Source organism: Halodesulfovibrio sp. (assembly GCF_015482765.1).
Classification (GTDB): Bacteria; Desulfobacterota; Desulfovibrionia; order Desulfovibrionales; family Desulfovibrionaceae; genus Halodesulfovibrio.
The window spans coordinates 17,204-32,732 of sequence record NZ_JADMLB010000050.1; the positions used below are offsets into that span (position 1 = coordinate 17,204).

General features: G+C 45.6%; 18 protein-coding genes. 12 read left to right on the forward strand and 6 right to left on the reverse strand.

The window, feature by feature from the left end:
* Positions 1-83: 83 nt before the first annotated feature.
* The 5 genes from thiD to rplU form a co-directional block, all read right to left on the reverse strand.
* The gene (thiD, locus tag QZY95_RS07600; protein ID WP_290921558.1) at positions 84-887 is read right to left on the reverse strand and encodes a bifunctional hydroxymethylpyrimidine kinase/phosphomethylpyrimidine kinase; all 804 of its coding nucleotides are present in this window, start codon (positions 885-887) and stop codon (positions 84-86) included.
* 262 nt (positions 888-1,149) lie between these two features.
* A complete protein-coding gene (gene proB, locus QZY95_RS07605) occupies positions 1,150-2,292 on the reverse strand; it encodes a glutamate 5-kinase (protein WP_290921561.1) in 1,143 nt (380 codons plus the stop codon).
* Positions 2,293-2,306: 14 nt separating this feature from the next.
* Complete coding sequence (gene obgE, locus QZY95_RS07610; RefSeq protein WP_290921564.1) at positions 2,307-3,425, reverse strand: GTPase ObgE; 1,119 nt, start codon at positions 3,423-3,425, stop codon at positions 2,307-2,309.
* Positions 3,426-3,725: 300 nt separating this feature from the next.
* On the reverse strand, positions 3,726-3,998 hold the full coding sequence (gene rpmA / locus QZY95_RS07615; protein ID WP_290921569.1) for a 50S ribosomal protein L27: 273 nt from the start codon (positions 3,996-3,998) through the stop codon (positions 3,726-3,728).
* A gap of 25 nt (positions 3,999-4,023) precedes the next feature.
* Entirely contained in the window at positions 4,024-4,332 is a 309-nt protein-coding gene (gene rplU / locus QZY95_RS07620) for a 50S ribosomal protein L21 (RefSeq protein ID WP_290921572.1), read from the reverse strand.
* Positions 4,333-6,166: 1,834 nt separating this feature from the next.
* Here rplU and rfbA point away from each other — a divergent pair.
* On the forward strand, positions 6,167-7,033 hold the full coding sequence (gene rfbA, locus QZY95_RS07625; RefSeq protein ID WP_290921575.1) for a glucose-1-phosphate thymidylyltransferase RfbA: 867 nt from the start codon (positions 6,167-6,169) through the stop codon (positions 7,031-7,033).
* Positions 7,034-7,137: 104 nt separating this feature from the next.
* Here the strand turns inward: rfbA and QZY95_RS07630 are convergent, their stop codons facing one another.
* On the reverse strand, positions 7,138-7,278 hold the full coding sequence (locus QZY95_RS07630; protein ID WP_162859832.1) for a hypothetical protein: 141 nt from the start codon (positions 7,276-7,278) through the stop codon (positions 7,138-7,140).
* A 185-nt stretch (positions 7,279-7,463) separates the two neighbouring features.
* Between QZY95_RS07630 and rlmD the strand changes: the two genes are divergently transcribed.
* The 11 genes from rlmD (at position 7,464) to truA (ending at position 15,501) form a co-directional block, all read left to right on the forward strand.
* Positions 7,464-8,864 (forward strand): 23S rRNA (uracil(1939)-C(5))-methyltransferase RlmD, encoded by a 1,401-nt coding sequence (gene rlmD, locus QZY95_RS07635; RefSeq protein WP_290921582.1) that lies wholly within the window; start codon positions 7,464-7,466, stop codon positions 8,862-8,864.
* A gap of 349 nt (positions 8,865-9,213) precedes the next feature.
* Positions 9,214-9,489: an AtpZ/AtpI family protein gene (locus tag QZY95_RS07640; RefSeq protein WP_290921585.1), complete on the forward strand. Its 276-nt coding sequence runs from the start codon at positions 9,214-9,216 to the stop codon at positions 9,487-9,489.
* Positions 9,464-9,895: an ATP synthase subunit I gene (locus tag QZY95_RS07645; RefSeq protein ID WP_290921588.1), complete on the forward strand. Its 432-nt coding sequence runs from the start codon at positions 9,464-9,466 to the stop codon at positions 9,893-9,895. The genes QZY95_RS07640 and QZY95_RS07645 overlap by 26 nt, the downstream gene beginning before the upstream one ends.
* 3 nt (positions 9,896-9,898) lie before the next feature.
* Positions 9,899-10,600: a F0F1 ATP synthase subunit A gene (gene atpB, locus QZY95_RS07650; protein ID WP_290921590.1), complete on the forward strand. Its 702-nt coding sequence runs from the start codon at positions 9,899-9,901 to the stop codon at positions 10,598-10,600.
* 75 nt (positions 10,601-10,675) lie between these two features.
* Positions 10,676-10,984 carry an ATP synthase F0 subunit C gene (locus QZY95_RS07655; RefSeq protein WP_290921593.1) on the forward strand — a complete coding sequence of 103 codons (309 nt, stop codon included), beginning with the start codon at positions 10,676-10,678 and terminating at the stop codon, positions 10,982-10,984.
* 92 nt (positions 10,985-11,076) lie between these two features.
* A complete protein-coding gene (locus QZY95_RS07660; protein ID WP_290921597.1) occupies positions 11,077-11,721 on the forward strand; it encodes a redox-sensing transcriptional repressor Rex in 645 nt (214 codons plus the stop codon).
* A 132-nt stretch (positions 11,722-11,853) separates the two neighbouring features.
* Positions 11,854-12,792, forward strand: a complete 939-nt coding sequence (locus QZY95_RS07665; RefSeq protein WP_290921600.1) for an SAM-dependent chlorinase/fluorinase — start codon at positions 11,854-11,856, stop codon at positions 12,790-12,792.
* Between the two features lie 2 nt (positions 12,793-12,794).
* Positions 12,795-13,532, forward strand: a complete 738-nt coding sequence (locus QZY95_RS07670; protein ID WP_290921602.1) for an adenosylcobinamide-GDP ribazoletransferase — start codon at positions 12,795-12,797, stop codon at positions 13,530-13,532.
* A 108-nt stretch (positions 13,533-13,640) separates the two neighbouring features.
* A complete protein-coding gene (gene fliJ / locus QZY95_RS07675; protein WP_290921604.1) occupies positions 13,641-14,075 on the forward strand; it encodes a flagellar export protein FliJ in 435 nt (144 codons plus the stop codon).
* Entirely contained in the window at positions 14,002-14,724 is a 723-nt protein-coding gene (locus QZY95_RS07680) for a hypothetical protein (protein WP_290921607.1), read from the forward strand. Before fliJ ends, QZY95_RS07680 begins: the two co-directional genes overlap by 74 nt.
* Before the next feature lie 3 nt (positions 14,725-14,727).
* A complete protein-coding gene (truA, locus tag QZY95_RS07685) occupies positions 14,728-15,501 on the forward strand; it encodes a tRNA pseudouridine(38-40) synthase TruA (RefSeq protein WP_290921610.1) in 774 nt (257 codons plus the stop codon).
* The last annotated feature ends 28 nt before the right edge of the window (positions 15,502-15,529 follow it).

Genomic DNA, 15,529 nt, shown 5'->3' on the forward strand with positions numbered 1-15,529 from the left:
ATTATTGAGTAATTACACAAAAAAAGCCCCGATTGTATCGGGGCTTTCTACTCGTCCATCAAACAAACGTTCTTCGAGGTGCCTTAACCATCATACGGTGCAGCATGATTAGGCGGCCCGAAGCCTTCTCCAGGCGTGTAGCTTTTGCGTAAGCAACGGGAAAGATACACTTGAGCCTTTTTAACAGCCGACTTCAAATCTGCACCATGGGCAAGATATGTGGCAATCGCCGCTGACAAAGTACACCCTGTTCCGTGAGTGTTTTTTGTATCAACACGCACATGATGAAGGCCACAAGGCTTTTCACCGGGAAAGCCAAGCCAATCTATAAGTTCTTCTTCATCTTCATTAAAGTGTCCCCCCTTCAACAGTACAGCTTTAGGCCCTAAGGCTAGAATACGTTCTATAGCTGTTTGTACATGCGCCTCTGTTTCTATTTTCATACCGGCAAGCATTTCTGCTTCAGGCTTATTAGGCGTAACAACTGCAGCAAGAGGCAACATTCGTTCAACCAAAGCATCCACGGCATCCTGTTGCAACAATGCGTGCCCGCTGGTGCTTACAGAAACCGGATCAACAACAAGAGGAAAGCTCTGATCTTTCAACACGTCAGCAATTCCAGTTATGATCGGTGCAGAAAACAGCATACCTGTCTTTGCTGCAGCTACAGGAAATCCATCAAGTACAGTTGTAAGCTGCTGAACCACAAACTCCGGTTCCGGAGCATGAATCCCAGTTACACCAAGACCATTCTGGGCTGTCAGAGCTGTAATAACGCTCATGCCAAAACCGCCGAGTACAGTCATTGTTTTCAAATCCGCCTGAATACCAGCACCACCACCGGAATCAGAACCGGCGATAGTGAGTACACATGGATGCTTCTGCATTCTATGATCTCCTCACAATGTAACGTCTTTCAAAAGCAGTAATTCGTTTACCCCATTATCTTTCCATACCCACGTGAAAACGCTTTACAGAAAAACAAGGGACGTTTCGGCTACTCCATACACCGTGTAATATGACTAAGCAAATTTTCAAGAACTCAATGTCTAACACAGCTCAAGCAGATATATACTCTTTCTAATCAACTACGCAAAAAAATATTTCATAAAAAAGCCCTGCCGCGTATGCAGCAGGGCTTCATTTTTCTTAAACAACGGCGTCCATTAACAGGTTATCACGGTGGATTGCTTCCGTGTAACAATGAGCACCCATAATATCTTCCAGTTCATCGCTATGCTTGCGTAAAACTTTCTTCAAATCCCGCGATGCATAGTTAGTCAGTCCCATGCCGATAACGACACCTTCTTCTGAAACAACACGAACTAAAGCGCCCTGTTCAAATGTACCGTCAACACTGGAAATCCCTGCCGGAAGAAGGCTTTTTCCTCGTTCGACAAGAGCTTTCTCTGCACCGGCATCAACCACTACGGAACCTTCAGGATCTGAATGATATGCGAGCCAGTACTTACGGCTGGAAACTTTTTTACTGTCCGGACGAACCCATGTACCCATTTTCTCACCGGAAAATGCACGCACAATGGCATCCTTCTGTAACCCTGAAAGAATCAAAGTAGGAACACCTAACTGAGCAGCCCTACCCGCGGCTGTAAGCTTAGACAACATGCCGCCTGTGCCGACAGTGGTTTTGCCGCCGCACATGGCTTCAAGATTGAGAGACTGAATATCTTCTATCACTTCAATCGGCTTGGCATCGGGGTCACCATCCGGATTGGAAGTGTACACACCTTTTGCTGATGTAAGATTGATATACAGATCTGCATTAACGACATTCAACAGCAATGAAGCCAGATTATCGTTGTCCGTAAAGGCCAACTCGGCTGTCGCAACCGTGTCATTAGCGTTAACAATCGGAATAGCACGCCACCCAAGCAAAGAAGCAAAGGTATTTCGTGCGTTCAACAATCTGTTGCGATCTTTAAGATCATCACGGGTCAGCAAAACCTGCGCAGACATTTTTCCATTGGCAGTAAACTCTTCATTATAAAAATGCATGAGTCGTCCCTGTCCGACAGCAGCGGCAGCCTGTTTATCCGGCATACCCTTAATCTCACAACAGGTTTTTAAAACGGTTCTACCCGCTGCAACAGCACCGGAAGACACCAGAACAACCTGTGTTCCACGGTCATGCAACTGTGCAAGCTGCTGTGTGAGATTTTTAATTACTGTAAGATCTACTCCCAAACCGGAAGTAAGGACAGCGCTACCAACTTTAACAACAACACATTTAGCCCGGTTCAGAACCTGCTCGCGCTCCTGTTCCCAATCCATGATTCACCTGCGATTTATTCTTCAGTCACCCATACAACTTCCACATCGGAGAAGTCATCTTCGTCTTCATCTTCGTCCTCAAGTTCCCATGTGCGTGCAGTGTTAACCGGAACGCTCATGTCGAGGGTATCACGAAGTTTCCACATCTCTTCAACCACTTCTTCCACGCCGACATTATTCAATGCAGACATAAAGTAGACGGTACGTCCGTCTTCAGCAGCTTTTTCCTTAAGATGCTCTACAATCTCCTCATCAGCAAGGTCAATTTTGTTAATAACCTGAAGCTGTAAACGATCACCAAGAACAGCGTCGAATTTGAGAAGTTCTTCGTTAATAAGATCAAAACCGGACCATGGATCTTCAAGATCTACGTCTTCTATGCTGAGGATATGCACGAGAAAACGGGTTCGTTCCACATGCTTGAGGAAACGATGCCCCAATCCCTGTCCTTCGTGAGCGCCCTCAATCAAACCGGGAATATCAGCAATGACCATTCTCTGGTCAGTATCGTACTCGTTAATCATTACACCGAGGTTTGGTGTAAGCGTCGTAAATGCGTAGTTAGCAATCTTTGGACGAGCAGCGGATACTTTTGAAATAAAAGTTGATTTACCGGCATTCGGAAGACCGAGAAGACCGGCGTCAGCAAGAATTTTCAGCTCAAGGCGAACTTTAATAGCTTCGCCCTCTTCACCCGGCTGGGCAAAGCGTGGAGTACGCATTGTTGCTGATTTAAAAAATTCGTTACCGTGACCGCCACGACCACCGCGACAAAGAAGAATTTCTTCATCCGGCTCAGACAGGTCAGCCACGAGTTCTTCTACACCATCTTCGCGGATAGCGTACAAGAGAGTACCTACAGGCAGATCAAGAATAAGATCTTTACCTTTACGACCAAACATCTGGCTGCCGCCACCGGAATGACCGCCTTCTGCCGCGTAATTTCGCTTTAAACGGAAGTCATACAAGGAGAGCAGCTTAGAGGAGCCGCGAACAAACACGTTACCGCCGTCACCGCCGTCACCGCCGTCCGGTCCGCCTTTAGGGATAAATTTTTCTCTGCGGAAGGATACGCAGCCGTTGCCGCCCTTGCCGGCACGAATATTGATGATTGCTTCATCTACAAAACGCATAATGTATTGCCTTACCTTGAGATTGTGGACAATGCACCTGTGCACGCAAACTTGCTGCAATAAGTATAAAATCAGGTGACTATGATCCGGACATAAGAAACTGCCACGGCATATTCAATTGTCTTCAATCTTCTTCTGGTTAGATTTTTGCGGAATTATATCGTATGTGCCCGCGTGCGTACAGGGTGAGATATTGGGTAACGGGTACGGAATTACTGCCCGTAGTAAGACCCGCTCTATACACAAAAAAAGGCGGAAGCGCATTGCGACTTCCGCCTGTCAGGTCACTATAAAAGTGGATTACTCAGCAGCAAATGGAACAATGCTTACACGAGTTTTCACAGCTTTCTTGCGCAGGTACTTTTCGTACTTAACTACGCCGTCAACCTTTGCGAACAGGGTAAAGTCTCTACCCATGCCTACGTTTTCACCAGGGAAAACTTTGGTGCCGAGCTGACGAACAAGGATGTTGCCAGCAAGAACATTCTGACCACCGTAGCATTTAACGCCACGTCGTTGGCCGTTTGAGTCGCGGCCGTTTCTGGAACTACCACCAGCTTTCTTATGTGCCATGATTTACACTCCTTTCAAAAATTTACTAGGCTTCGATGCCTTTGATTTTAAGAGCAGTGTATGCCTGACGGTGACCCTGCTTTTTACGGGAGTCATGACGACGACGTTTTTTGAAGATAACAATCTTCTTGCCGCGGCCATGCTCGAGCACTTCAGCGGTAACTTTAGCACCTTCAACGTAAGGAGCGCCTACGGAAAGCTCATCACCACCAACCAAAAGAACTTTATCGAGAACGATTTCGCTACCAGCTTCTGCTTCGAGCTTCTCAACAAAAATTTTTCCGCCTTCTTCAACACGGAACTGCTTACCGCCAGTTTCGACGATTGCGTACATAATATTTATCCTCCAAAGAAAGAAAGGTAGACTATACCTCTTTCCAAGGAAAGGGTGTCAACCTGGTTTGCTTTTTTAAGAGCAATGTCAAAAGGGAAGCAATGCCCTATCATGCTGCCTTGCGATTGACAAGTATCTATTTACACTTTTCCCTCAATTCATCCAAGAAAAACCTAATGACTCCGCATAAAACACCTTGGCGCTGAATACATGAGAACCATTTTCAAATTTGCAAGAGTAAATATCATTGTCGCTAAGAAAATTTATAACTGACAGCACCATACGGTTCTAGTAGTCACTAACTGAGTGTGTCTCATCTCGTGTCCGGAGAGAAGTACCGCACCAAGGCCCTCCCCCAAGGCTTTTCTCTCCGGACCCTGTAAGCAATAAGGATTTATCCTTATCACTATATTTGCAGTCCTGACGAACGTCAGGACTGCTTTTTTTTATCCTCTACAAAATTCATACATACGCTCATTAAAATAAACAGCGAACCTTCACCACGCGACCACTCCAGCACCAAGCATTTTTGTCAGAAGGATGCCGATTGGTCCCCTTTTCCTGTAACCGGACACATCTAAAAAATGATTGGTCAAGCAATCAGTTACATGCGCTACAACGCATAATGCAGCAAAAAAACATACTGTACCGTGGAACCTGTTACATCGGATTTCGCTTGCTTCACTGACAAACAATAGAATGTAGTACGTAAACTACCAATACAATCTGTCCACATAACAACAAACTCCATTTCACAGTACTACATCACAAGCCGCAATGAGCGCTCACCCATAGGACACACAGCCCTCAAAATGATAACACACAATAATTACAGATTTTTTATTGAAAAAACTACAATCAGTATCGTTAGTCTAAAAGACCTGCCGTATGCTACCCCCCTCAGCACAACGTTCTATAAGTCACAGACAAAAAGTGATCTGGCGCTTTCATTTTAAACACTAGACACTCAACTTATAACATTTACACTTCCATAACTATTGTGTCTCATTGATACACTCTTCACGAAACCGCTTCCACAAAGTGAAACAGCTCGTAACACATTTTCATTTTCCAAAACAAATATATGCAATCTTTTCGGACGTCTAAACGGAAAGCTCTAAAAAATGATGTAAATGCAACACGTTTAAGGGTTGCATCTTGAAAAAAATAGCCTTATCTAACACTCACATTATTGAGGTGCAGCACTCCTTGTTCCATACAAGCAGTTCTCGACCCAAACGGTAGACAGCTAACTCCACTTGGCTTTCATTTCCGTTACACCCCGATAATAGAAATTTGTAAGACTGTGTTCATAGTGGCCTACGTATTAAGATGAGATACGATACCGATTTTTACTAGGCAGATCCGGTTCTTCTCCACTTTCCGGATAACCGCACACTACATCACATGTCTAACATTTCAGCCCGCTTTCGTGGCAGAAAGCGGGCTCTTTTTTTTAGCAATTACAACGCAAAGCAGATCACACGCTTCCCCTTCTTACGCATCACTCATCATCACCTTCACAGCTCCTTCTACCTCTTTCGCTGCACTATCGGCTCATGATGAACGGAAAAATATAACCGTCCAGCTCACCTCTATGGTCGTTGTATTTTCAGGCAACGCACTTTTGTTCCATTACACGAAAGACACAGCTTAACGTTACATTACAATTTCCCGTCCACCAAATGAGCAACACCTGAAGACTTACTATGAGAATACGAAATTTCGTATTTTCACGACTGAGCAATTGAACAGAGATAAAATCTGTTGCACAAGCAGTAAGCTGCACGTAAAAAAGCACATCGACCACCTTGAAGAATAAGGACTATATTCTATGAAAGGCATTATCCTCGCCGGCGGTTCCGGCACCAGACTGTACCCGATTACACGCGGTGTCTGTAAACAGCTGCTGCCAGTTTATGACAAGCCGATGATATACTACCCGCTTTCAACACTGATGCTCGCAGGCATTCGTGAAATTTGCATTATATCCACCCCTGATGATCTGCCACGTTTCAAAGGCATGTTCGGAGACGGCTCACAACTGGGTCTAAAACTCGAATACATAGAACAACCCAAACCGGAAGGGCTTGCTCAAGCATTTATTCTTGCGGAAAATTTTATCGGAGACTCTCCGGTGAGTCTGATACTCGGCGACAACCTTTTCTACAGCGACGGCTTAACAGAAATGCTGGAACGCTGTGCCTCCATTACTCACGGAGGCGTTGTTTTCGGATATCATGTTCTTGATCCGGAACGATACGGCGTTGTCGAATTCGATGAAAACTTTAACGCATTAAGCGTTGAAGAAAAGCCGGAAAACCCGAGATCATCCTATGCTGTTACCGGTCTGTACTTTTTCGACAACCGTGCAGTGGAATTTGCTAAAAAAATTACCCCGTCTCCACGTGGAGAGCTGGAAATTACCGACATGGTAGACATGTATCTTCAGGACGGCTCATTAAAAGTAGAAGTTCTGGGTCGGGGAATGGCATGGCTGGACACTGGAACATTTGACTCAATGCAGCAGGCATCATCTTTTGTTCAAACAGTGCAGAGCAGGCAAGGATTGAAGATTGCTTGCATTGAAGAAGTTGCATACTTTAAGGGCTATATAGATAAAGAGCAGCTTAAAGCACTTGCACAGCCAATGCTTAAAAATGATTATGGACAATATTTAATGCGGCTTGTTGAAGCATAAAAAAAAGACCGTTACATGCTTGCCAACATGTAACGGTCTTTTTTTTCTTGATAGACATACTTTCCGGTGCGCACCGGAAACGGGGTTCCCCCCAAAATTAGAGTCTAATGGTCAAGATGCTCGCCTTTTTTCACACGATAAATCGCGGTGGAAAAAATGACCACAAAGTAGATAAAAATAAGGCCAACACCCACAAAGCCCTGAGGTGTTGAATGCATCATGCCTTCAAAAAGCTCTCCTAACATAGCTCCACTCCTTTTACTCTTTCCAATAACCCCTGCAACGCAAAAAAAGTAGTTGCGCTATTTAGTAAAAATGTCAAGATCAGTTTTGCAAATTCAGCAAAACAATTTTCCTGTTATCCCTTGTAGCACAAGGCATATTGTTTTTTTATAACCCTTCTTCAAGTTTTCATCTATCCGGATTTTATATGACAACCAATGATTCACAGTTCGCCAAAGGCGACACCCTTACCCTGACCATTGATGCGCTGGCTACCGGCGGCAAAGCTCTTTCCCGTCTGAACGGCATGGTCATCTTTATGGACAAAGGTATCCCTGGCCAGACTGTTGAAGTAAAAATTACCAAAAAGAAAAAGCGATTCGCAGAAGCTGTGCTTACCAAAGTCATCAGCGATGCTCCTGATCAGATCGCTCCACGCTGCGGCCACTTCGGTACCTGTGGCGGCTGCCTGTGGCAGAATATGGAATACAGTAAACAGCTTGAATGGAAAAAACGTTTCGTATCCGACAGCCTTAACCGTATCGCCGGTGCTCAGGATATTGTTGTAAACGACCCTATTCCATCTCCCGATACATTTTTCTACAGAAACAAAATGGAATTTGCTTTTGGCGACAAGCAGGGTCAAATTTCAGTAGGTCTTCGTCGTTACGGCACCCATAACGTTGTTGATTTACACGAGTGCTACCTCCAGAGTGAACACACTATGGAGCTTGTTGATCTTGTGCGTGAATTCGTCAACAGCACACCTGCACTCACTGCCTACGACGCCAATGCTCGCAGAGGATACCTGCGTTTTCTGGTTATACGTGAAACAAAACATACCAACCAGTGTATGGTTCAGGTTATCACCGGAAAAGACACCACAAATGGAGACCAGCAGCACCGCGCTATCAAACAGCTCGGTCAACTCCTGCAGGAACGTATGAATGTAACAACATTCATCCATTCTATACGCACCCATACTACACAGGTAGCATACGGTGAAAAAACCGTTGCAGTGCTGGGACAAAAATCACTCACAGAAGTCCTCAACTTTGAAAACGGCATGCCTTCACTGTCGTTAACATCTCACGCTGACGGGTTCTTCCAGGTCAATACTGACGCAACAGCACGCCTCTACGGTACAGCTGTTGAGCTTGCAGAACTCACAGGCTCAGAAAAAGTATGGGATCTGTACTGTGGCGTGGGCGGCATCGCTCTGTCTGCTGCCCCTAATGCTACCGATGTGTTTGCTATGGAGATTACTCCGCAAGCAATCGAATCTGCCAATGAGAACGCAACCATCAACAACATCAACAACGTGCGCTTTGTAAGCGGCGATGTTCGCAGTGCGCTGGAAAACGAGCCTTCCGAACCGGATGTAGTTTTTGTTGACCCACCGCGCTCAGGCATGAATCCGGAAGTTGTTGAACTCATCATGGAACGCAAACCTAAACGAATTATTTACGTATCCTGCGACCCTGCTACGCAAGCTCGAGATATTGGCATTTTGAATAGCCAATATGCAGTAACAACTGTTCAACCGGTCGATATGTTCCCGCAAACGGCACATATCGAAAACATCATCCGACTTGATCTTACAGTTTAGCACACAAAAAAAAGAGTGATACCGAAAGGTTCACTCTTTTTTTCTTTTGTCTCTACCACTAGCGTAGGCAGTACATCTAAAAAAGACACCACTCCTCATTAAAAAATGCAAAGGCGAAAAAGCAGTTTTTCATCAACAAAAATTTATAGCAAAAACGTTGCCTCTACTGGCTGAAAAACGCTGCTGTTTGCACACTCAACCCACTTGTTTTGTGTGAAAAAAAGAACAAAAAAGCGGCTTCATAAGTTGACGCAAAGTATCGTGCGTGATAACTCCAAACCAACTTGTGAACGATTGCACGAAGTGATTCAGCTTATGCAGCACTTTCGCATGCTAAGGAAAATCATTTATGGTCGTTAAGAAAAACAAGGGAACTAATCCCGGAAAATACGTCGATACAATGGGAACAGTCGGTACGATTGGTCTCCATATGGTATCTCACCCCGCAGTGGGGGCGGTGGCAGGTTATTTTCTGGATGATTGGTTAGGAACAAAACCTTGGATGTTCATAACCTTTCTGATTCTCGGTGTGATCGCCGGATTCAGAGCTGTGTATGCTGATACCAAGAAGGTAATGAGGAATCAGGATAAAGAAGATAATGAAAGATTTCAGCGAAAAGATTGAACAGCGTCTGTACTTCAAAGGATTCAGGCTGCCGGACATCCGCTCGATTCTTCGCATTCAGATTCAACTCTGCGGCATTGCCATTATTGCAGCATTTATCACGGTCTGGTTTAGTAAGTGGCCAATTACATTTGCAATTGGGGCAGTAATAGCCACGTTTAGTTTCTTTTCAGTTGCGAAGTTTGTTCAGCAAATCATCTTGCGTGAATATGACAGAAGCATGCTGTGGGGAATGCTATTCAGATTTTATGGACGTCTGCTTATAGTCGGTGTGGCTGTCGCCATGCTGATTGTAAAGTTTCATGTTCCTATGATGGCACTTGTGTCCGGTTTGGCTACAAGTATGGTAACGATGCTCATCTGGATGATCTCCAGACAGAATGGGCGGAAAACCAAGGAGGCATAGGATATGGCAAGTGGTTTGCCTCATCCGTTGCTGCTCGCGCCTCTCGCAGGCATGGACAGCATTACAATTAACGGGGAAGTAGTGAACTTCAGCCATGTGTTCTACACATGGATCGCAATGGCTATTCTGTTCACTTTAGCCTTCCTTGTACGCGGACAAATAAAACTTGTCCCCGGAAAGTTACAAAACGTTTTCGAGGTCATCATTGGCGGTCTCGAAGATTTCGTAGTGGGTAACATCGGTGAAGACGGAAGAAAAATCTTCCACGTTCTTATCGCACTGTTCCTCTTTATTATTACAATGAACCTCATGGGCCTTGTACCGGGCTTCGACGCCCCTACCGCGAACGTTAACACGAACGCAGCAATGGCTCTGTTTACATTTGGTTACTATAACTGGATCGGCCTCAGACGCTGGGGCGTGGGATACATCAAACACTTCTGTGGGCCATTCTGGTGGCTTACTCCGTTGATGTTACCGCTGGAACTCATTTCTCACTGTGCTCGTCCACTTTCTCTGACACTCCGTCTCTTCGGTAACATCAGAGGTGAAGAAATCGTTCTGATCCTGTTCTTCCTGCTTGCACCACTTGTTGGTACTATTCCGATCTACTTCTTGTTCGGTCTTGCTAAGTGTTTGCAGGCATTTATCTGGTTCATGCTCAGCATGATCTACCTCAAAGGCTCTCTCGAACACGCACATTAGTCTGCTGTTCCGCCTTATTCCGGGGGAAATGGTCTTCGACCAACTAACATAAAATAATTTTAGGAGTGTTTCAAAATGCGTAAGTTTCTTATGATTGCTCTCAACACCGTTGCTCTGATCTCCATCGCTGCAGTAGCTTTCGCTGCTGAAGGTGCTAACACTTACGGCGATCTCGTATACTTCGGTGCTGCTCTCGGCATGGCTATTGCTGCTGCTGGTTGTGGTATCGGTCAGGGTCTCGGTCTGAAAGCTGCTTGTGAAGGTACTGCACGTAACCCAGAAGCATCTAACAAAATTACCGTTGCTCTCATTCTTGGCTTGGCATTCGTAGAATCCCTTGCTATTTACGCTCTCGTTGTTAACCTTATGCTTCTTACTGCGTAAGTCTACAACTTGCCTTTTTAGAGGAGGCCGTTGCTGCGGCCTCCTCTTTTTACCTTAAGATATGAGAATTATTTCACAAATTTGGAGCGTTCATGCCACAACAGAAAAGTGAACATATTCCAAGAGCGACCATTCAACGTCTGGCCGTATATGTTCAAGTGTTGGAAAATCTTCAGCGCGAAGGCACAGAAGTTATTTCCTCAGAGCCGCTTGCAAAAGCGTGCAATGTTAACGCTTCACAGATACGAAAAGACCTTGCCTACTTTGGCGAATTCGGTGTGCGTGGTGTTGGTTACTACGTAAAAAACCTCATTGCCTCTATCACCAGCGCTCTTGGTGTTGATAGAGAATGGAGAACCGTTCTCGTTGGTGTAGGTAACCTTGGTAAAGCTCTTCTGAATCATAAAGAGTTCCGTCTCCGCGGTTTTAATATCGTCGGCGCATTTGATTGCGATCCTTTTAAAATCGGTGAAGAAGTATCCGGACTCGAAGTAGTTTGTACAAAGCGTTTACGCGAAATGATAGGCGATAACGGCGCTGAGATCGGTATTATTACCACCCCGCCCGAACGCGCTCAACGTGCTGCTAACCACCTTGTGGAAGCAGGTATTAATGGTATTCTCAACTTTGCTCCGTCCCGAATTACTGTGCCGGATCATGTAAATGTAGAATACGTAGACTTTTTCCACCATTTGTACGCTCTCTCTTTCAACATCACTCATCCGAATTCTAAGTAGTACATTTGGAAGAATAAAAGATTACAGCGCCCTTTCGGTCGAAATTTTTTTCGTTTTTTACCCCGTATACTGTTGTGTACGGGGTAAAAACGTTATGATGGAGTCTGGTTTCTACTTTCTGGAGGAAAAAACATGTCACTGAGCTTTTTTCTACTTACAGACTTTGGTAGTACAGATCCTTATGTTGCGCAGATGAAAGGCGTGCTCAACACGCTTGCGCCACAGTATCAAATTTTCGACATAACCCATAACATCGCCCCCTATAACATCGCTCAAGCAGGATTCTTTCTCGACTCAACAGTCGAACATCTCCCGCCTCATTCTATCACAATTTGCGTTGTAGACCCGGGGGTTGGAACCAGCCGAGACATCCTGTGTATGGTTTTAGACAATAAAGCCATCCTCGCTCCAGATAACGGCTGCCTCTCCTTCTTACGAACCCGCTATCCTGAAGCACCCATTTATAGAATAATGCAACATCACTTGCCGCTCGAGTACACTTCCCACTCATGTACTTTCCACGGCAGAACACTCTTTTCTCCACTGGCTGCAGACCTAGCACTGCATATTGAGCAAATCCCATCGTATATGGAATGCACCGCCCCTGCACCGTTCAGTAAAGATTCAACGCAAGATTGCCGTTTAGAAATGTTTCCACCGCAACCGACGCAGACAGACTCTATTCTCACGCCGTACATGAAACGCAACGGTCACCCTGTTGCCGATACTATTGTCATGTTGCCGGAGTATGTGGCACACATTGAAAAGAATATTATAGAAACCCATGTGCTGCACATTGACAGCTTCGGCAATGTCATACTCGCACTGCAAAGCGAAAAATGGCGTAAAAAAATTGCCGATGGCGGCGAACTTACTTTGTACACCCAAACCAGCCGACCTCTACGATTCATTTCTGCGTATGCGCAGCTATCTGAAAACCAAATAGGTATCATTTGCGGCAGTCAGGGATACTTAGAAATAGCATGCAATATGTGTTCAGCAGCACAATTTATCAACCTTCAGCTAGGCGAACCAATCAAAATTGCTCTCTCTGTTCCGCCTGAGATGTAAGAATGCTGACACAACTTTGGTCTGAATATGTTGCCGCGCTCAGTTTTATGACGCGTCTTGGCCCTGCCCGCATGTACACAAGTGAAGAAATTGCGGCCACAATGCGTCAATTTTATACCGTAGGTCTTACAATAGGCGCCCTCATAACGCTTCCCTTTGCGTTGGGCGCCTTTTCTAACCACCCGTGGATTCAAGCATGGCTGTGGGTCTTTCTTTCCATCTGGGTTACCCGTGCCCTCCATTGGGACGGTTGGGCTGACATCTGGGATGGATGGGGAAGTTGTGCTCAAGGCGAACGTTTTTGGGAAATAGTCAAAGACAGCAGAGTGGGTGCCTTCGGAGCCATAGCAATGGTTATCGGCATTCTTGGACAAACGTTACTGGCTCACGAACTTTTCGCCATTAATCAATGGCAGGTTCTTATCTTTGCCCCTATTGCAGGACGCGTTGCAGCAGTTATCATCGGCGGGCTGGGCAATGCACCGGCTGCCTCTACACAAGGTCGCTTGTTTCTTGAAGGAGCAACACGCACAACCATTCTTATCCAGACAACTCTGGCAATTCTTACCGGATTTGCGCTATGCGGCTTTCTCCCAACTCTCTATACCGTATTATTATGCGCCTTGCTTATCTGGTCATATCTCCGACTCGCCAAACAACAGGGTGGTATTAACGGTGATTTTCTAGGAGCTACCGTCATAGGCGGCGAACTTGCCGCAATGCTCTCCTTTCTTATGTAGCAAATCATTTTCTTTGAAACCTCCTTGCGGACAACTTCGGCACGGAATCTGCTATAATAGTATACATCTAGGGAACATGTCATTCGATTGACACTACTAGGAAGGGTTATGGCACCATTCAAGTTCAAGTTGCAGCAGGTGCTCGAATACCGCACCCAGCTGGAAGATCAGGCCAAGCTGGTGCTGGCGGAAGTGCAGCGCAAGTACGAAAAACAAGTACGGCGTGTTGATGGCCTGCGAGACGCACTCGCAGAAAATCAAACTCTTATGAGCACTACGTCAGATCCTGCTCAAACATGGATTCTGCGCAACTTCCTGCAAGGTGTGCGTCAAGATATCAGCACCGCTGAACACCGATTGCTTACACTCGCACAGGAACTGCATTCTGCACGGCAAGATTTGACTGAGAAATCTCAGGAAAAAAAGCTACTGGAAAAACTCAAAGAAAACCAAGCAAAGCGGCACGCTCATGAAGAAAAGACAAAAGAACAACTCCAGCTCGACGAAACAGCAACACTTAGGTTCAAAGCTCAAGCTTTCTAAAATCTGCAAGCTTCTTGGATGTGCAATTCTGTTCAAGCTCATTCTTGTCGGCACTATTGTTTTTGATGCTGATACAGAAATTGCTTCTATTCTGCCTTCCAGCACTCCAGCTCCTGTGCAGAAAGTAGCGGAAAAGCCATCACTCACGCTTGAAGAACGTTTTGCACAGGTGAAACAGAACTTGCCTTCATCTCCTGCAACGCTTACTACCAGCAAAGCGCATGCAGAAGAAGAAACGCCTAAAAAACCTGCTCCGGCGCCTAAAGCTGAAGAAGATTCCATGACTCGCGACCTGCTCAAATCCAAACAGGTTGAGCTTAATAGACGCGAACAGGAACTCACACGACTTCAGGCGACTATCGACGGTAAGCTTGCAAAACTACAAGCACTTGAAAAGCGTCTTCAAACTATGCTTAACAGTGCAAAGAAGACAAAAGATAAGAAGATGGAACACCTTGTAGATGTCTATTCAAACATGAAAGGCAAACAGGCAGCCCAGGTTCTTGAAACCCTCGATGAAGAAATTTCTGTTAAAATTCTGGCAGGCATGCGCGGACGCAAAGCAGGTGAAATCTTGACTTTTGTCAGACCGGACAAGGCAGCTCGTCTTTCCGAAGCACTGACAAATATGCAGTTACCATTTGAGTAGAGAATGCCCCGAATAAAAATTACTGTCGCCTACATCGGCACCCGATACGTAGGGTGGCAAATTCAACCTCCAAGGGTTGAGCACCGCCAGCCTACAATTCAAGGCGAAATTGAAAAAGTTTTGACCGCTGTCACCGGCACCCTCGTAAGGGTGCATGGCAGCGGTCGCACTGATTCCGGCGTCCATGCGGATGCGCAGGTCGCCCATTTTGATCTGTCAGAGCAATGGGCACGTGTAAACTGGCAAAAAGTATTTACCACCAAACTGCCGCACGATATTGCAGTCACAAGTGTTGAAAGAGTAGATGATGACTTTCACTCAAGATTCAGCGCTAAAGGAAAATGCTACACGTACACCCTATGGCTTAATAATAAATACGTGTTGCCGGCCCGCTATCCGTTTGTATGGAAAACTGGCCCGCTGGATATTGCTGCAATGGAACAAGCAGCAAACCATTTGCTGGGTGAACATGATTTCGCCACATATCAGAATGCAGGCACCGAAATAACAAACACCGTGCGCACTATCAGCCGCATGACTCACGACTGTCCAAACTATGCAACGCTGTCCGATCTTCCTGATGAACTCGTTTGGACATTTGAGGCTTCTGGTTTTCTCAAACAAATGGTTCGTAATTTAATGGGCACTCTTGTTGCCTGCGGCAGGCATAAAATATCACCAGACTCAGTGCCGAACATACTTGCAGCCAAAGATCGCACCGCTGCACCTGCTACCGCTCCTGCCTGCGGGTTATCCATGCACAAAGTATTCTTTTAGCAGCCCACCACCAGCAAATCCTTTCTTT